This is a genomic window from Massilia suwonensis, from assembly GCF_042655665.1.
Lineage (GTDB): Bacteria > Pseudomonadota > Gammaproteobacteria > Burkholderiales > Burkholderiaceae_D > Telluria > Telluria suwonensis.
Genome location: NZ_JBHSMR010000011.1, coordinates 23204 through 40563 on the forward strand (window position 1 = coordinate 23204; position 17360 = coordinate 40563).

Genomic DNA, 17360 nt, shown 5'->3' on the forward strand with positions numbered 1-17360 from the left:
ATGCGGCCATTACTGCGCGCTCAGCAGCGCCTTGAGCAGGTCGAGCGTGACTGGCTTGGCCAGGTGGTCGTCGAAACCCGATGCCAGGGCCCGCTCGCGGTCCTCCTTTTGTCCGTAGCCGGTAATCGCAACCAGGCGCAAGGCGGCGGTCTCGGGCTGTGAGCGCAGGCGCCGCGTGACTTCGTAGCCGTCCATGACGGGAAGCCCGATGTCGAGGAACACGATGTCCGGCTGCAGGCGCGCCGCAGCGTCGATCGCCTCGACGGCACTGTAGACGGTAGTGACGCTGTGGCCATCGAGCTCCAGCAGCATCGCCAGGGAATCGGCGGCATCGACGTTGTCGTCGACGATGAGAATCCGTCGCGGCGCCAGGCCGGCTTCCAAAGAAGCTGCACCGGACTGCGCGGCAGGCGCCGCCACCCGCGGCAGGCGGATCGTGAAGGTCGCCCCCTGCCCGACACCCTTGCTGGCCGCCTGCACCGATCCATGGTGCATCTCGATCAGGCGCTTGACGACGGAGAGCCCGATCCCGAGGCCGCCCTGCGAGCGATCAAGCGTACGTTCGCTCTGCACGAACAGGCCGAACAGCGAGGGCAGGATGTCGGCGGGAATGCCGGTTCCGTTGTCGCGCACCCTGATGCCGGCTTCCTCTTCCGAATCGAAGACCTCGACGTGGATCTCTCCGCCCCGGTCCGTGTATTTGGCGGCGTTGTGGATCACGTTCGAGATGGCCTGTACCAGACGCGTCCTGTCGCCGTCCACATACAGTGCGTGAGCAGGCGTCGTCACCATCAGGCGATGCCCTTTCTCCTGGACCAGGCCATGTACGGTTTCCACGGCCTGCTGCACCAGTTCGCTGATGTCGACCGGGGCCTTCTCGAGCGTGATGCGCCCGCGCGAAATGCGCGAGAGATCGAGGAGGTCGTCGACCAGCCGGGTCAGTTGGCGGGTCTGCCGCTTGAGCAGTGCGGACAGCGCTTCCGCGCGTGCGCCGCCGGCGCCGCTTCGCGCCATGAGTTCGCTTGCGTTGCTGATCGATGCGAGCGGGTTGCGCAGTTCGTGCGCCAGCATCGCCAGGAAGTCGTCTTTCTGGCGATCGGCCTCGCGCAGTGCGGCTTCGGCCCGCGCCCGTTCGGACGCGATCAGGGTGCGCGCCGCGACGTCGCGGATCAGGTCGATCTCGTCGATCGTCCAGGCATGCGGCTGCGTATGATGGGCGCCGATGCCCGCCACGGTATCGCCGTCGCTCGTTGCCGGCACGTTGACGACGGCCGCAACGCCGATCGACCGGTAGGCTGCGCGCTGCTCCGGCGTCAAATCGGGGGCCGCCTCGACGTCCGCCAGCACGACCGTCTCGCCACGCGCGATTCCCCCGGCGAAGGCGTCTCCGAAATCGGCCAGCGCATACGTCCCGCCGAATGCCGGCATGGCCGGGCCGGTCGACACCATGCTGTCGATCGCCTGGACGTAACGGCCGTCGGCATCGCGCTCCACGGTGAAGTAGTAGGTGCGCGTCCATCCGGCATGTTCGCCCAGTAGCCGCATCGCGGTCTGGCGTATCGCATCCGGATCGGTGAGCGAACGTAATGCGTCGCTCAGCCTGAGCAAGAGGGCCTGGCGCGCTTCGGCGACCTTCAGCCCCATTTCCGCCTTGTCGCGCGCCGCGATCTGGTCGGTCAACTGGCGCGTTCGATCGACGACGCGCTCTTCCAGCTCCCCGGTCAGCTGCTGCATCCGTTTCAACAGGCTGCTGTTCTCGAGCGAGATGACCGCCTGCGCTGCCAGTACCTTGCCGACCTCGACCAGGTCCGCCGCGAAGGCGCCCGCCATGGCGTTATTCTCGAGGTAGATCAGCCCCATCAGCGACGACTGCTTCAACAGGGGAACACAAAGGACCGAGCGCACCTGGCGCTGCCGCACCACCGGATCGCGCGTAAACAGGCCGGCGGCGCCGGCATCGGGAAGCAGCAGGAACTCCTTGGTGCGCTGCACGTAGCGCAGGATGGCCGACGGCACCTCGGCGCAGTCTTCCAGCGCCACTTCGGCGAGCGACATCGCCACCTCGCCATCGGCTTCGATCTGCGCATGGATGGCGAGCGTGCCATGCGCGGCAAGCGCCAGCACGCCGCGCTGGGCGCCGGCGACCTCGATCACGACGCGCAGGATCTGCTCGAACAGACGCTCGGGCGTGGTCTCGCTCGAGATGGCCTGCGACGCCTTGATCAACGCCATGTGATCGATCGACGTCGCCAGGCGCGGCGCCGGCGCTTCAGGGCGGACCGCTTGCGGAAATTCGGCTTCCAGCAAGCGCACCTTTTCCGTTGCGCCCCAGCGGTGATAGCGATCCAGCGCCAGCTGGACATGCACGGCCGCGAACGCGGCTTCCTGCTCGCCGAACAGGCAGCGGGCCCGCAGTTCATGGGCCAGCGCCTCGTCCTGGACGAAGCGCTGGCCCTCGGCTTCGGCGATCGCGGCGCGATACAGCGCGGATGCATCGGCGGCCCTGCCCTCGAGCCTGGCAATCTCCGCCCCGAGCAGCGAGACCTTGTGCGAGAAGTTCTCCGGACAGTGCCGGGCCCAGTTGACGAGCTTGCCCTGCAGTTCGTGCAACTGGCGGAGAATGGCTGCGCGTTCCGTCGCAGGCGAGGCTGCGGTCGCCGCCAGGGCGAGCGCCGTGTAGAAAACGTGCTCTGCCGACATGATCATGCCGACGATGCCGGCCGCGATCCGCTCTTCGGCCTCCCTCGAGCACTGGAGGGCTTGCGCGTAGTCGCCCACCAGGTAGGCCAGCTGGAGCCGGGTGACCCAGTAATGGCCGAGCGCGGTCGCGTTGCTTCCCGCGTCCGCCAGGAAGCGCGCCTCGTCGAATTCGGCATCCTCGAAGCTGTCCGGCCCGGAGGTCGCCCCCGTCAGCGCACGCGCGATCTGCCTGAACGGCAGGGCAATCTCGACGCTGGTCCGGTTTTTCTGGGTGGTCGCGAAATCCAGTGCGACCTCGGCCTCGTCGAGCAGTGCGCCCAAGGGCAGCCCTGCGGGCAAGGCGTTGATCAGGACGGAGTTCAGGTTGAATGCGGCAAAGGCAAGCTCGCCCGATTCGATACCGGCCCGGAAGCCTTCCTTCAGCAGCGGCAGCCCGTCGCGCAGCGGGGCTTTCCAGTGGTGGACCAGCACGCCGTAGACCTCGACCGTCCGGCACTCTTCGGCGCGGTTGCCGAAGCGTTGCGCCAGCGCCAGCGCCAGCTTGCCGAAGGCATAGCCGACGTCGTACTGGCCGGTCAGCGCATTGTGCGTGCCGCTGTACAGCACGTAGGCGAAGGCGGAGTATGGCGACTGGCCGTGCATGAGCGAGAGGTTCACGGCCCGGCTGAGGATGAAGGTCATGACCGGCGCGCCGCTGAAATAGGCGGGCGCGCCCAGCAACGACAGCAGGCGCATGCTCGCCAGGATATCCGCATCCTGCACGTCGGGTTCGTCGATCAGGCCTTCGATGTCGCGGCCTCCGAGGTTCGCCATGACTGCGCCGACTTCGTCCTGGATCGCTTGCGCCAGGTCCTCCAGCGGCCATTCCTGGCCGAAGACGGACAGGCCTTCCCGTCCCCAATGCAGGGCACGCTCCCAGTCGCCGACCACGGTCGCAGCCAGGACGCGCAGGCCGTACAGCTCGGCCCTGGCCGCTTTGGACGGGGCGTGTTCCAGGGAGGTCTCGACGGCTTCCTCGGCCGTGACGTGTTCGCCTGCCAGATAGGCGCTTTCGGCCAGCTCGCGATGGACCGCGAAGGCAATCGCGGGGCGCTCGCTCCAGCCCTGCGCCCCGAGGAGCCGCCTGGACACCGACAGATATTCGAACGCGGCCCGATAGGCTGCCGACTCCTTGGCCTTGCGTCCGGCCGCCAGGTTGAGCTCGACCAGGGCCGCGCGCTCGGCGGCGTCGACGCACTGTTCCCCGAGCTTGAACTGGTCGACGATCTCGAACAGTTTTTCGTCGACCTGCGGTCCGGCCCGGTCCAGCAGCCGGCGGCCTATGGAATGGTGCAGGGCCTGCTTCTCGTCGCTGCTCAGCCGCCCGTAGGCCGCCTGTTGCACGCGGTCGTGCGCGAACTGCAGGATCAACGGCGCCGGGACACCCGCGCCGTCGGAGAGTTCATCCTGCACCCGCACCAGTAATCCATCCGCGATCGCCGGCCACAGCTGGTCGGCCAGGGCCGATGGCGACAGGTCCGTCAATTCCGAGAGCGTCCCGAGATCGAAGCGGTGGCCGATGCAGGCGCTCGTTTCGAGCAGGCGCCTGGCCGGCGGCGGCAGCCGGTCGATTGCCAGCACCATCACCTCGAGCACATTGTCCGATATCGGGGCATGCTCGATGTCGGCTTCGTTCCACACCCAGCGCTGGGCCTGCGCGTCATAGCGCACCAGGTCCTGGGCATGCATCTGGTGCAGCAGGCGCCGGACGAAGAAGGGATTGCCTGCCGATTTACGCACGAGCAGTTCGGCGAGGGGGTTCAGGCGGGCGGCGTCTTCGCCGAAGGTGTCGGCGGCGAGCTGCGCGATGGCGTTCGCGCGCAGCGGTTCCAGGTGAATCGTGTGGAGGTCGCATCCGGCGTCGCGCAGCGTGCCGAGGGCAAGCGTCAAGGCGTGGGACGGGCCGACCTCGCCGTCGCGGTAGGCGCCGACGATCAGGAGGTGGTGGCTGGCGGCGTCGCTTGCGCACTGCACGATGAGCTGCAGCGATGCCGCATCCACCCATTGCAGGTCGTCGAGGAACAGGACGAACGGATGGCCGGGCTGCGCGAAGACGCGCAGGAAGCGCGCGATGAGCAGCTGGAAGCGATTTCTCGCTTCGACGGGACCGACTTCCGGCACCTCCGGTTGTGGCCCCAGGATGCGCTCGAGCTCGGGCACGATGGCGACCAGCAGCTGCCCATTGGGCGCCACCGCCTCCTCGATGCGCTCGCGCCATCCTTCGAGGGCGGCTTCGGACTCCGTCAGCAGCTGGCGCACCAGACTACGCAGCGCTTCCGCCAGGGCCGAGAAAGGCACGCTGCGCTGCAGCTGGTCGAACTTGCCCGCGGCGTAGTAGCCATGGATGTCGCCGACAGCGGGGACAAGGCGATCGACCAGGGCCGACTTCCCGATCCCGGGGCCGCCGGTGACCAGCACCAGTTCGCGGCTTCCGGCTGCCGTGCGCGCGAGCGCGGCATTCAGCGCCCGCAGCTCGGTGTCGCGGCCATACAGCCGGTCCGGAATGGCCAGCCCGCGCGGGACCTCGTGCACGGCGAGCGGAAAGGATTGGATCGTCCCGCCCTGCAGCCATTGCCGCGCTGCTTCGCGCAGGTCCGCCGCCAGGGCCTGCGCGCTCTGGTAACGGTCGGTCGGTTCCTTTTCGAGCAGCCTGAGGACGAGCTGCGACAGCACGGGCGGCACCTGCGCATTGAGTTCGCCGGGCGGCCGCGCCAGGCGCGCGATCTGCGAATGGGTCAAGGCCACCGCGTCGCGTTCCGCAAACGGCGGCGAGCCCGTCAACATCTTGTAGAAGGTGGCGCCCAGCGAATACAGGTCCGCCCGCCCATCGACCGAGCGGCCGGTGCGGCCGGTCTGCTCGGGCGACATGTAGGCGAGCGTCCCTTCGAGCACGTTCGAATGCGGGCTCTCCACGGCCAGGGTCGGCAAGGTGCGCGCAAGGGCGAAATCGCACAGCGTGGCGGCGCCGGTTTCCGGGTTCCAGACGATGTTCCCGGGGTGGATATCGCGGTGAACGATGCGCGCGTCATGCAGCCGGGCGACCGCTTGCGCGAGCTGGACGGCGATCTCGAAAAATAGCGCAAGCGGCAGCGGAGCGGCTGGAAACGCCTGTGCGAGGTTCGTGCCGCCCAGGTCGTGCATGGCGATGCCGATGCCGGATCCCGTATCGACCAGCCCGCGTGCACTGACGATGCCGGGCAACGCCAGGCCGTGCAGCATCTCGTATTCGTGTTTCAGGGCAGCGGCTGCCGAATCGCCCGGCACCGTATTCACCTTGATCACCGTGACCTGATCGGACCTGGCGTCGCGGTACAGCACATGTCTCGGGCCAGCATGTATGCGCTCGAGTTGCGACAGGTCCTCATACAGACCCGGCCCCGCAGCTGGTGGCCCACTATCGTGCATTGCGATCCTTTGTTCGGGCCAACAGGCACAGGCGCCCGTTGGATCGGTTAAACCCCGGAAAGTATATAGGGATTCGGACCGCAGCGACGAAGACTTTCCTTAGCGGCAATCTTCCTCATGCTTCCTGAAGGACATGCCGGCTGAGACATCTTGTAACGTTTATTACACGAGCGGCACTGGTGGCAAGCGGGTATTTACCTTGTAATGAGGGGCTTGCCCATTCACGCAGGACTTCGATCATGAAACATCACGGCTTCGTTCCCGCCGGCTCATCCTGGCCCACTACTTCGTCTTCTGTACGCCGTGTCTCGCTGCCGCGGTGCCGCTGAGGATGGGGATCATGCCGGAAGACCTCGACGATCGACATTACGTTCGCCGCGACCAGGAGATGTCCAAGCGTGTCTACCGGGCGCAACTCGTGCGCGCCGTCTTCGGAAAGGGTGTCGCGCTCTTCTTCATGCACCTCGTGAAGGTGAAGGGCGGCGTCGCCCAGCGCGTGCTGCGCTCGCAGAAGGCGCGGCTCAGGCGCTAGTGCGCAAGACGCGTCAGAGCCGCGCCACGATGAGCAGCGCCAGCGGAACCAGCAGCATGACGAGAACCAGCGTGCGCAGCGTACGCGCGGGCTGCGCGTGGGAGCCGCCATGGCGCTTCTCGACCTGCGCCGACCACAGGGCGCCCGTGCCGCTGACGACGAGTGCGAAGACCCAGGCCATGACGGCTTTGCCGATCGCGATGAAGGCAAGGCCGATCTGGCTTTGCTGCTGGTAGTCGGTACTGGCGAGCGTCGCGACCATGGCATAGCAGCCGAGGGCGAGCGGAAGCAGCCCCAGGAACATGAGGCTGCTGGCGATGCGGAGTTTGTTTTGCGGATTCATGGCCGCTAGTCTAGCGCGCGTTTTGCCGTATAAATGCGCACATTGTCACCGTCGGGGTGTACGCAACACTTCATCCCTCAATGGCCCCCCTGCGGCATGGCCTGCGGCAGGATCCCCTCCCCCGTGCACGCCCAGGCGATCCGCTTGTTGTCGTCCATCGACGGCTCGAACACCAGCACGGCCGGTCCCTGCTGGCCTTGCACGCTGGTGACCACGCGCAGCACGGCGGTGTCGGGATCTTGCCCTGCTCGTTCAGGTAGCGTTCCACCTTGGCGCTGGCGTCGACGCCGGCAGAATAAGCGCCGGCCACCGCGGCCTTCTGCGTGTAGCCCTGGTAGGCGGGCACCGCCATCGCCGCCAGGATTCCGACGATCGCGAGCGTGACCACCACGCCGCCGGCGCCGCCGGCCACGCCGAGTCTCGGCACGAACAGCGCCAGCAGGGTCGCCAGCAGGTGACGCCGCGGCTGCTCGGCTTCGCGCCCCGCCGCCAGCGCTCGCACCGCCGCCATGCGTTTCACCAGCCACGGGTAGTCGCCGACCAGCTCGTGAAGGACATCCAGAAGCCCTCCGTTTCGCGCGCCTGTTCGATGAAGGCGGTGTTGCCGACTAGACACATGTGCTCTTGTCATCCGGTGAGCCTTGACGTAACACAAGTTCTCATAAGTAAGCCCGGGCAAGATTCCCCAGTCACTGACACTCTTCAACGGGGAATAACGATGATGCACAAGACATTGCGACCGAGCTTGCTGAGCGCTGCGCTGCTGGCGGCCTTTCCGCAGGCGCAAGCGCAGGCGCAAGCGCAGGCGCAAACGCAGGGAGATGAAGACGCGGCACAGAAAGTCGTGGTGGTCGGATCGCGCGGCGCTGCCCGCTCTTCCCTCGACACGGCAGTCCCGGTCGGCCTGGTGAGCGCCAAGGACCTGGCTTCGACCGGCTCGCTGGAACTGGGCAAGGCCCTGCAGGAGCTCGACCCCTCGTTCAATTTCAGCACGACTTTTATTAGCGACGGCACCGACATCATCCGCCCCGCCACCCTGCGCGGCCTCGGCCCCGACCAGGTACTCGTGCTGGTGAATGGCAAGCGCCGCCACCAGCAAGCCCTGGTCAACGTCCAGCAGACGGTCGGCCGCGGTTCGGCCGGCACCGACATCAATGCGATTCCGATGTCGGCCATCGCCCGCATCGAAGTGCTGCGCGACGGCGCCGCCGCCCAGTACGGGTCGGACGCGATCGCCGGCGTCATCAACATCGTCTTGAAAGAAGGCGCGGGAAAAGGCGGCGCCAGCATCAGCGGCGGCACCACGGCCGAAGGCGACGGCGACACCTACGGCGCCAGCGCCTGGCGCGGCTTCGCGCTGGGCGACGCGGGCGGTTACCTGAACCTGGCCGTCGAGGGACGCCGCCGCGGCGAAACCAACCGCGCCGGCCTCGACTCCCTGCGCGTGACGCCGGCGCGCGTCACCCAGCGCATCGGCGACAGCCTGGCGCGCGATACTTACCTGTGGACGAATGCGATGCTGCCGGTCGGGCATGGCGGCGAACTGTACTGGTTCGGCGGCGCCTCGCGCCGCACCGGCGACGCGGCCGGCTTCTTCCGCCCGCGCGAGGATGCGCGCAACGTGCCGGCCGTGTATCCGGACGGCTTCCTGCCGAACATCCGCACCGAAGTGCGCGACGCCTCCCTCGCGGTCGGCTACCGCGCCGACCTGGGCGGCGGTTGGAAGTTCGACACCAGCTTCAATCATGGCCGCTCGGAGCTCGTGTTCAACGAACGCAATTCGATCAACGTCAGCTACTGGTACGAGCCGAACTGCTCCTGCGACATCAAGGGCGAATCGCCGCGGGAAGCCTATACCGGCACGCTCGGCTTCCAGCAGTCGACCTTCAACCTCGACCTCAAGGGCCAGGTCTCCTTCCTCGGCCAGCCGATCCTGGCCGCCACCGGCTTCGAGTACCGGCGCGACAGCTACCGCATCGAAGCGGGCGAACCGGTCTCCTACCAGTACGGCCGCACCAACAATCCGGCGATCGTCATCCGCGACCAGCACGGCGGCATCGCGCAGGCCGGCATCCAGGGCTTCCCCGGCTACACGCCTGCCACGCAGGTCTATGCGGGCCGCCACAACACGGCCTTCTATATCGACCTCGAACACAAGTGGAGCGAACAGCTGACCCTCGGCTCGGCCCTGCGCCGCGAGCGCTATTCCGATTTCGGGAATACGACCACGGGCAAGCTGATCGCACGCTTCGATCCGAGCCGCACCTTCGGCATCCGCGCCAGCGCGTCGACGGGCTTTCGCGCACCGTCGGTGCAGCAGAAGTTCTACAGCTCGGTATCGACGAATCTGAACAATGCGGGTGTGCTGACCGAGACCCTGACCGCGCGCGAAGGCAGCGCCGTCACCCGGGCCTTCGGCATCGCCCCGCTCAAGGATGAGACTTCGCGCAGCGCCAGCATAGGCATGGTGCTGCGTCCGGTCTCGAGTTTTTCGGTGACGGCCGACGTCTACCGTACCGACATCGACGACCGCATCGTCTTCTCCAGCACGGTGTCGCCGGAGAGCGGCGCCTGCCTGAGCGCTGCGGCCTGCCCGATCCGCGCCATTCTCGACCCGCTGCGCGTGGGCCAGGCCCAGTTCTTCACGAATGCGATCGACACCGAAACCGTCGGCCTCGACGTCGTCGCCGAGCACACCACGCGCAACCTGGCGGGGGGCAAGCTGGTCCTGTCCGGCCAGCTGGGCATCAACCGCACCCACGTCACCGCGCGTCGGTCTTCTTCTCCGGTGCTCACCGGCGCCCAGTTGTTCGACGACGCCCAGGTGACCCTGATCGAACGCGGGCAGCCGCGCCAGCACCACGTGGCGGCGGCCGACTACGAGCGCGGCGCCTGGGGCGCCAACCTGCGCGCCAACTACTACGGAAAGGTGCAGGGCCAGGGTTTCACGGCGCCTTTCGTCCAGACCTGGGAAGCGAAGTGGCTGGTCGACCTGGCGCTGCGCTACGCCTTCACGCGCAGCCTGAGCCTGACGGTAGGCGCGGACAACGTCTTTGACCGCTACCCGACGCGCTGGGACACGCTAGGTGCCGCGCCCTTCCCGCAGATGGGCTTTACGCACTGCTGGGAGACCTGCCCGTTCGGGGTGAACGGGCGCACGATGTATGCGCGCGCGGAGTATGCGTTCTAGCGCAAACGCTGCTGCGCGCCGGCGGCGCCCTGCTGCAATGGGGGCGCCGCAAAATTTTTAAAAACGCGACCGTAGGAGTATGCCTGCCGCATATTGACTGCTATGATGATTCAAGCCGGCATCCTGGATTCGAGCGGGTGCCTGCCGCACGTGAATCCATTTTTGCAGTTCTAAGCACAGGGAGATCCCATGTCGCATTTAGAAAGGCGCAATCACACTCTGCAACACGTCGTGCAACGGGGGATCGTGCTCGACGTCGAACGCGGCGCAGTCAATGCCTGGATTTTCATGAAAGAGCGCGGCGTCAGCGAATCGGTCATGCTGCGCGTCCTGGCGCACCCCAACCGGCGCAGGACATCGGATGCCTTCGCACTGAAGCAGGCCGGCAGCGACGGCCTGCCCCTGCGCCAACGTTAAGACAGCTGCCCCGGAATCACGGGACTTCGGCCTCGGCCAGCACGATGCGGTCGCGGCCGGCCTCCTTGGCCTGGTACAGGGCCTTGTCGGCGCGGTTGATGGCGTCCGCGAAGGATTCGCCGCTGCGGCGCCGCGCCAGGCCGGCGGAAAAGCTGATGCGCTGGCCATCGTCCAATCCCGGCACCACCATCGCGGCCACGCGTTCGGCCATTCGCTCGAGCACGGCGCGCGCATCCTCGACCGGCGCATCCGGCAGCATCAGCAGGAATTCCTCGCCGCCCCAGCGCGCCAGCACGTCGTTGGCGCGCAGCGAGGCGCGCGCGGCCGCCGAAAAACAGCGCAGCACGGCGTCGCCCGTTGCATGGCCGTAGCGATCGTTGACCTGCTTGAAGAAGTCGATGTCGATCAGGGCGATGCAGGCCTCGGCGCCGGGCGCATGGCGGCGCTCTTCGGTCTCGAGCACCTGGTTCATGTGGCGCCGGTTGATCAGCGAGGTCAGTTCGTCGACGGTGGCCAGCACCTTGATGGTCTCCAGCGCATCGGACAGCTCGGCCTTCTGGCGCTTGGTGCGCGCACGCAGCTTGCTCATCTCGCCGCTCAGCAGCGCGGTCGACACCAGCGCGCCGGCGAGATAGCCGAAGGTCAGGAACTCGGTCGCCGGCGGGAAGCGCACCGGATCGTGCGCCTGCAGCCACCACATCGTCACGCCCATGCCGACAATCGCCGCAGCCGACAGCATTAGCGTCTGGCGCGGTCGCAGCGCGAACATGCAGAACACGATGACCACGACTGCCATAGTCAGCATCGCCGCGCGCAGCGGCCCGGAAATGGTGTAGGCCCAGACCGCGCAAATGAGCGAGAAGGCAGCCTGCGAGACGGCCAACTGGTCGGACGCAAGCTTGAACACGGCGTTTGCGCGGATCAGCACATAAAAGGCGAAGGCACCGCAGGCGCCGAAGGCGACCAGGCCGTGCGCCGCATCGGGATCGCTCAGGCCCTGCTCGACCTGCAGCATCAGCAAGCCAATGCAAATGACGTAGAGGATGCAGGTGGCCGCCCAATAATGGAGCATGCGGCGCAAGCCGGGATCGGCCCCGTACAGCAGCGTGGCGAGACGGCGTAGCGCGTTCACGGCAGCTTCCTGCAGGTGGTCGATGCGGTGGAGTACCGGTAATGCATGCAGCCGATCTTCAAAAGTCTGGTAGGTCGTTGGATTGCGGCCGGCCTGCCCGAATGGGGTGGCGGTGATGCGCGCTGGATGAGCGCACGCGTTCAGACTTTACCGAACACGTATAGGAAAGTCGAGATATTTACTTATGGTAAGAAATGCGGGGCTTGTCACTGTTGCCATGCGACAACGACAAGCCCTCCCGATGGGGCGCGCCGCCTTTTCAGCGCCGCTCGCGCCACCACAGCCCCAGCATCGCCAGCCCGAACAGCACGGCGAACGGCCATTGCGGCAGCACCCGCCGCGTCGCCGCCGCCGGCGCCGGGGTGCGCGCCGCGTAGCGGGCGGTGGCGTCGCGGCGCTCGGCGGCCTGCCATTGCGGCCAATCCTGGGGCGCGTACACGTACACCTCGCCACGCGCCGGCTCCCGTCCCTGCGTCTCCATCCGCAGCCAGCCCGGTGCGCGTGGATAGACGGCGACGCAGGAGGCGTCGGCGCGATCCGGGCGGCGCTGCCAGTCCAGCGCCAGGTTCAGGTCCGGGAAGCGCACTTTGCCGCGCACGCCGAGGGCGCACACTTCCAGGCGCTGGCCGGGCAGCGGCATTTCGCGCGGCGCCAGCCACTGGATTTCTTCGGCGCGCTCGACCCGTACGGCGTCCAGCACGCCCTGCCACCACAGGGCCAGCGCGCGCGGCTCCGCGATCGCCAGGCGGTGCCAGTCGGCCGCGCCGAGCCAGCCGATGCGGCCCTTGCCCCACTGGCGCGACCAGACGGCATTGTCCTGGCCAAGCCAGGCACCGGCGGCACGCGTGTGTGGGGCCAGCGGCGCCACCGGCAGCGCCAGTAGACCGCCAATCACCTTGTCGGCCGGCTGCGCCTGCAGCGGCAGTTGCATGCTGCGCGACCAGACCGCGGCGTCGTTCGCATTCCCGCCCAGTACCAGCAGCGCGGCGCCGCTTTTTACTTCTTCCAGCAAGGCCGCACGCGCAGGCGGCGCGGCGCGCTCGAACCAGGCGGCATCGACCAGCAGCAAATCGGGCTTGCCGATCTGTTCGCGCGCGCGCTCGCTGCGGGTGACGGTTTTACCGAGTGCGACCTGCCAGTCGACCAGCGCGCGGCTCTGCACCAGCAGCTCGTTCAGCACGCGCAGATCGAACGAAGGCGCGCTGAAGCGTCCGCGCACCGCGAGCGGACGCGTTTCGCTGACCACCACCGGCACTGGTCCCTCGGCGAGCACGCCGTTCTTGTCGTCGAGCAGGCGCGCCTTCAGGACCAGGCTTTCGGCCAGCGGCGGCAGCCAGGACAGCGTCAGCTCGCCGCTGCCGCGCGTTTCGGCCAGCAGCTGGCCATTCTCGTCGAGCAGCTGCAGGCGCCGCTGCGCCTCGCTGCCGGGCGCCAGCGTCAGCGTGAACAGGCGGCCGAGCGCCAGCCGGCGCGGGAAATCCAGGCGCAGCGCCGGCGTGGCGGGCGCGGTCCAGGCCAGCGGCCGCGCCGGCAGGTCGGCCCACTGCGCGGCGCGCAAGCCGTCCCCCTTCAGGCTCAGGCTGCGCACGCCTTCAAGCGAGACGGGAGGCGTGCGCGGGTCGATCGCCAGCGTACCGCCTGCCTCTCCCGGCAGCCTCAGTTCGACGGCGAGCAAAGCCAGCGCCGCCGTGGCGACCAGCGCCAGCAGCGCGTCAAGCAAGCGGCGCCGCCACAGGTACAGCAGCACGCTGGCCGCGCCGATCAATCCAATCGCAAGAATCACCTGGCGCCTCCGTCCATATAGGCGCGTGTAAACGGCGTGCCGGTGACCGGCTGCGCCTGCAGCAGCACCGGCGCCTCGACGATCCCGGCGCGCAGCCAGGCGCGCAGCGCGGGACGGCAGCGCAGGCAGCCGCCCTGCACGTCCTGGATCGCGCGCTGGGCGGCCAGGCGCTGCTCGTCGTCCTTCAGGCGTTCGCGCACCCAATCATGGGCGGTGCGCGTCCACAGGGCCGGTAGCGCCCCGTCGCCAGACAGGGCCGTGGTCAGCTCACGCAGCTCGATGGGGACCGCCTCGTTCGATGCGCCCTGCTCGCGCGCATAGCTGGCCGCGCCGACCACGTCGCCCGTCATGCGGATCGCTTCCTTGATCGGCGGCGGCACGAAGGCGGTCTTGTGCAGGTAGATGCGGTCGGCCTGCTGCAGCTCCTTGATCGCGGCCAGCGCTTTATATTCGGGCGCGAGCGCCGCCTTCGGGGTGATCGCACGCAGGGCCTTTTCGGCGTCCCACATCGCCACCAGCGCGCGGCGCAGGATTTTTTTCGTACCCTCGTCGTACAGGGTCGCGTTTTCCGCCTCGTCGTGGGCGTGGCCGAACTGGTGCAGCACGTCCATCTGGCCGCCTTTATCGGCGTGCTCGTCGTGCTCTTCCTCGCCGCCGAACAGGCTCGACTCCTCCCCCAGGAACTGGCCGTAGCGGCGGCGCAGCTGGCCCTGGTCGGCGGCGATCGATTCGCTGCGTTCGCGTACCGTCTCCGCGCTCATGCGGGTCGATTTCATGTCGGCGATCAGCTGCTCGGTGTCGATGATGATCTGGCGCTGGCTGCGCAGGCTTTGCGGTTTGACCAGTACCGGCATGGCCGAGGTTTCCTCTTCGTCTTCGACCTCGGGGGCCGGCAGGCGCAGCGTGTAGGTCGGCGACTGCACCGTGTGCGGCCGCGCCGCATTGTCGGCCGCGCGCACGAAGAAATACAGCTCGTCGCCCGGCTCCATGCCCAGCTCCGTCAAGGTCCAGGTCTTGGACCAGTTGCGCAGGCGCGGATTGCTGGAGGCCGGCAGCGGCATTTCGCGGTCGGTGAACTTGATGTTCTCTCCGCTGCCGCGCGCCAGCGTCAGGTGCAGGGTGGCGCGCTGCACGCGGTAGTCGTCCTGCACCGACAGAGCCATCGCGGCCGTCGTGGCGCCGGTTTTGAGTTCCTGCACCATCTGCGATGGCTGGGTGATCGTGACCGTCGGCGGCGCGTCCGGCGTGACCTTGATCGTGTAGCGCGCGCCGCGCCAGCGCCAGAACAGGGATTCGGTGGCAGTGAGCGTCGCGCACTGCTTTCCCACCTCGAGCTTGCGGCCGTCGCTCAGCTCGAGTGTCGTGGCGCCGGCTTCCGGATTCTTCAGGCACCAGGAGACGACGCCGCCTTCGGGCAGGCTCAGGTCGCGCGGCGCGCCACTGCCGGCAGCCGCGCCGGTATAGGCTGGCGGGGTCGCAGTCACGGTCAGTTGCGGCACGATCGGCAGCGCTGCCGCTGCTCTCGCCGGCACGGCGGCTTGCGCGCTTGCCGGCGGCTTCTGGCCGAGGAACCAGGCGAAGGCGGCCAGCGCCAGCCAGGGCAGCAGCCAGCTCAAACCGGTTCCGATGTGGGGGCGCACCACGCGGCGGACCGTTGGAGCATCGAGTGCGCCGAGGCGGGCCAGCAGGCGCTGGCGCTGCAACCGGGCCAGCGGCGTGTCGGCATCGAGCAGCAAGGCACTGCTGTCTTCCAGGCTCGGCACGCCCGCATCCAGCCAGCCGGTCCAGCCATTGACCACTTTCTGGCGCAGGCGCGCGCCATCCCACATGCACCAGGCGACCCAGGCCAGCAGGCCGGGCAACAGGCGCAGGCTGAGCCAGGGCAGCGTGCCCAGCACCCACAGCGGCAGGCGCCGCAACGAGGCCGCGCGCCACAGGCGGCCCGCGATATCAGCGGCGCCGTGCATGGGCCAGAATCCTCTCTAACGCAAACAGGGCCAGCAGTCCCCACAATAAAAATTCGCGCAGCGCGCCGTTCGCATAGGCGCGTGCGGGCGCCTTGGTGGCAGCAAAATCCAGCGGCGGGGCAGTATACGGCGCGGGACCGGCATGCAGCTCGCGCCAGGTGTCGAGCAGCGTTCTGGCGGCGGCGGGATCGCCCGGCGGCCAAGCGGTCGAGGCCCAGACGCGGCCGCGCGGGCCGTCTGCGTACCGGATGCCGGCGACGGCTTTCGATCGGGCCAGCTCGGTGAACGCCGCCGTGTCGGTGGTCCACCACAGCGGTGCGCGCAGCGTGGCCGGCGGCGCGTCAGGCAGGTCCCAGACGATCAATTCGGTGTTGGGTCCCGGCTTGGCGTCGATGACGACGCGCAACGGCCCGTCGAGCGCGGCGAACAGGCGCCGCCATTCGGGGGGGCGGGTGCTGAAGATCGCGACATGGGCCTCGGCAGGCGGCGCCGGCCTGGTGTCGGTGCGCAGCAGGACGGGACGGCGGAACTGCGGCAGCGTGGCCGGCATCGGGATATCTCCCAGCACCAGCAGGCGCGCCTCCGGCCGGAACTCGCGCTCATGCAGGCGGATCCAGGCCAGCGCCTCGTGCGCCGGCAGCGGCAGGCGCGCGGCGGCGCCATAGCCGGCGGCCTGCACTTCGCGCTCGACCCAGCGCGCATCGCTGCCTTCGGCGACGACCACCGTATCGCCGCGCCACGGGAACACCGGATCGGCCAGCCAGGCGATCGCGCAGGCCAGCAGCAGGCAGCGCACGATCAGGAGCAGCACGTCCGACCAGCGCCAGACCCGCATCTGGCGCGGCTCCGTGCGCGGCAGGAAGCGCGCGCTGGCGAGCGGCTCGGCTTTCACTTGCACGCGCTTCTTGCGATGCCACCAGATCGGCAGCAGCAGAACGGGCAACGCAAACCACCACAAGCTGTTCACCGGCGGCCTCCCTGGCGCAGCCAGGCGCGCAATATCTCGCCCGGCGCTTGCTCGATGCGCGCGTCGACGTGCAGCACGTCGTGTGTGCGCAAGCTGGCCTTCACTTCAGCGAAATGCTGTTCGCGATTGCGCAGATAGCCCTCGCGCAGGTCGGCGCCGAAGCGGAAGACCGCGCTCTCCTGCTCCGGGTCGCGGTAGGCCGGGCCGCTGTCGAAGCCGCCCGTGCACTCGGCCTCGGTCTGCAGGCAGGCGGCGCGCACGTCGTGGCGCATGTGGCGCAGGCGCACCAGGGCTTCCGACAAGGATGAGGGCCAGTCGAGGAAATCGGTGGCGGCGAAGATGAGGGAGGGCGAGCCGGCGAAACGCAGGCCGCTCTTCAAGGCCTCCGCATCGGGCAGCGCGCCCTCGGCCTGCACGCTTTGCAGCCTTGCCAGTACGCGCTGCAGCTGGCGCGGTCCACGCGCGGCCGGCACGAACTGGACGCGGCCGTTCGAAAGCAGCGCCAGCCCGAAGGCATCGCCCTGGCGTTGTGCGATCGCGGCGATACAGGCCAGCAGCGTGCGCGCATAGCCCAGCTTGTCGAGCCCTTTTATGCTGCGGCTCGGTTCCGCCATCGAAGCGCTCGCATCGAGCAGCAACCACACGGCGACATGGCTGTCGCGCTCGGCCTCGCGCACATAGTATCGGTCGGCGCGCGCAAGCAGCTTCCAGTCGACGCGGCGCCACTCGTCGCCGGGCGCATACGCCCGGTATTCGGAGAACTCGACGCCGGCGCCGCGTTCGCGGCCGGCGTGCACGCCCTGCCCCAGGCCCGCCAGCACGTGCCGGATGACGAGTTCGAGGTCGGTCGTGTGCGCGATCAGCGCCGAGCTTGCCAGTGCCAAA

General features: G+C 68.2%; 11 protein-coding genes. 3 read left to right on the plus strand and 8 right to left on the minus strand.

The annotated features are described in order from the left end of the window. Positions 1-9: 9 nt before the first annotated feature. Positions 10-6057 carry an AAA family ATPase gene (locus ACFPQ5_RS06730; protein ID WP_379752608.1) on the minus strand — a complete coding sequence of 2016 codons (6048 nt, stop codon included), beginning with the start codon at positions 6055-6057 and terminating at the stop codon, positions 10-12. A gap of 427 nt (positions 6058-6484) precedes the next feature. Between ACFPQ5_RS06730 and ACFPQ5_RS06735 the strand changes: the two genes are divergently transcribed. Continuing rightward, complete coding sequence (locus ACFPQ5_RS06735) at positions 6485-6676, plus strand: hypothetical protein (protein ID WP_379752610.1); 192 nt, start codon at positions 6485-6487, stop codon at positions 6674-6676. 13 nt (positions 6677-6689) lie between these two features. Here the strand turns inward: ACFPQ5_RS06735 and ACFPQ5_RS06740 are convergent, their stop codons facing one another. Continuing rightward, complete coding sequence (locus tag ACFPQ5_RS06740) at positions 6690-7019, minus strand: hypothetical protein (protein ID WP_379752612.1); 330 nt, start codon at positions 7017-7019, stop codon at positions 6690-6692. Positions 7020-7089: 70 nt separating this feature from the next. Further along, entirely contained in the window at positions 7090-7635 is a 546-nt protein-coding gene (locus ACFPQ5_RS06745; RefSeq protein ID WP_379752614.1) for a pilin, read from the minus strand. A gap of 102 nt (positions 7636-7737) precedes the next feature. Between ACFPQ5_RS06745 and ACFPQ5_RS06750 the strand changes: the two genes are divergently transcribed. Then, positions 7738-10209: a TonB-dependent receptor plug domain-containing protein gene (locus tag ACFPQ5_RS06750; RefSeq protein ID WP_379752616.1), complete on the plus strand. Its 2472-nt coding sequence runs from the start codon at positions 7738-7740 to the stop codon at positions 10207-10209. Between the two features lie 231 nt (positions 10210-10440). Beyond that, on the plus strand, positions 10441-10626 hold the full coding sequence (locus ACFPQ5_RS06755; RefSeq protein ID WP_379752618.1) for a hypothetical protein: 186 nt from the start codon (positions 10441-10443) through the stop codon (positions 10624-10626). Between the two features lie 16 nt (positions 10627-10642). Here the strand turns inward: ACFPQ5_RS06755 and ACFPQ5_RS06760 are convergent, their stop codons facing one another. From ACFPQ5_RS06760 to ACFPQ5_RS06780, 5 genes are all read right to left on the minus strand, one after another. Next, positions 10643-11758, minus strand: a complete 1116-nt coding sequence (locus ACFPQ5_RS06760; RefSeq protein ID WP_379752620.1) for a diguanylate cyclase — start codon at positions 11756-11758, stop codon at positions 10643-10645. A 259-nt stretch (positions 11759-12017) separates the two neighbouring features. Further along, entirely contained in the window at positions 12018-13541 is a 1524-nt protein-coding gene (locus tag ACFPQ5_RS06765; RefSeq protein ID WP_379752622.1) for a hypothetical protein, read from the minus strand. Further along, the gene (locus ACFPQ5_RS06770; RefSeq protein WP_379752624.1) at positions 13538-15508 is read right to left on the minus strand and encodes a DUF4175 family protein; all 1971 of its coding nucleotides are present in this window, start codon (positions 15506-15508) and stop codon (positions 13538-13540) included. The genes ACFPQ5_RS06765 and ACFPQ5_RS06770 overlap by 4 nt, the downstream gene beginning before the upstream one ends. Further along, the gene (locus ACFPQ5_RS06775) at positions 15492-16406 is read right to left on the minus strand and encodes a BatA domain-containing protein (RefSeq protein WP_465263125.1); all 915 of its coding nucleotides are present in this window, start codon (positions 16404-16406) and stop codon (positions 15492-15494) included. Before ACFPQ5_RS06775 ends, ACFPQ5_RS06770 begins: the two co-directional genes overlap by 17 nt. Positions 16407-16471: 65 nt before the next feature. Beyond that, positions 16472-17359: a DUF58 domain-containing protein gene (locus ACFPQ5_RS06780; protein WP_379752626.1), complete on the minus strand. Its 888-nt coding sequence runs from the start codon at positions 17357-17359 to the stop codon at positions 16472-16474. Between the last annotated feature and the right edge of the window lies 1 nt (position 17360).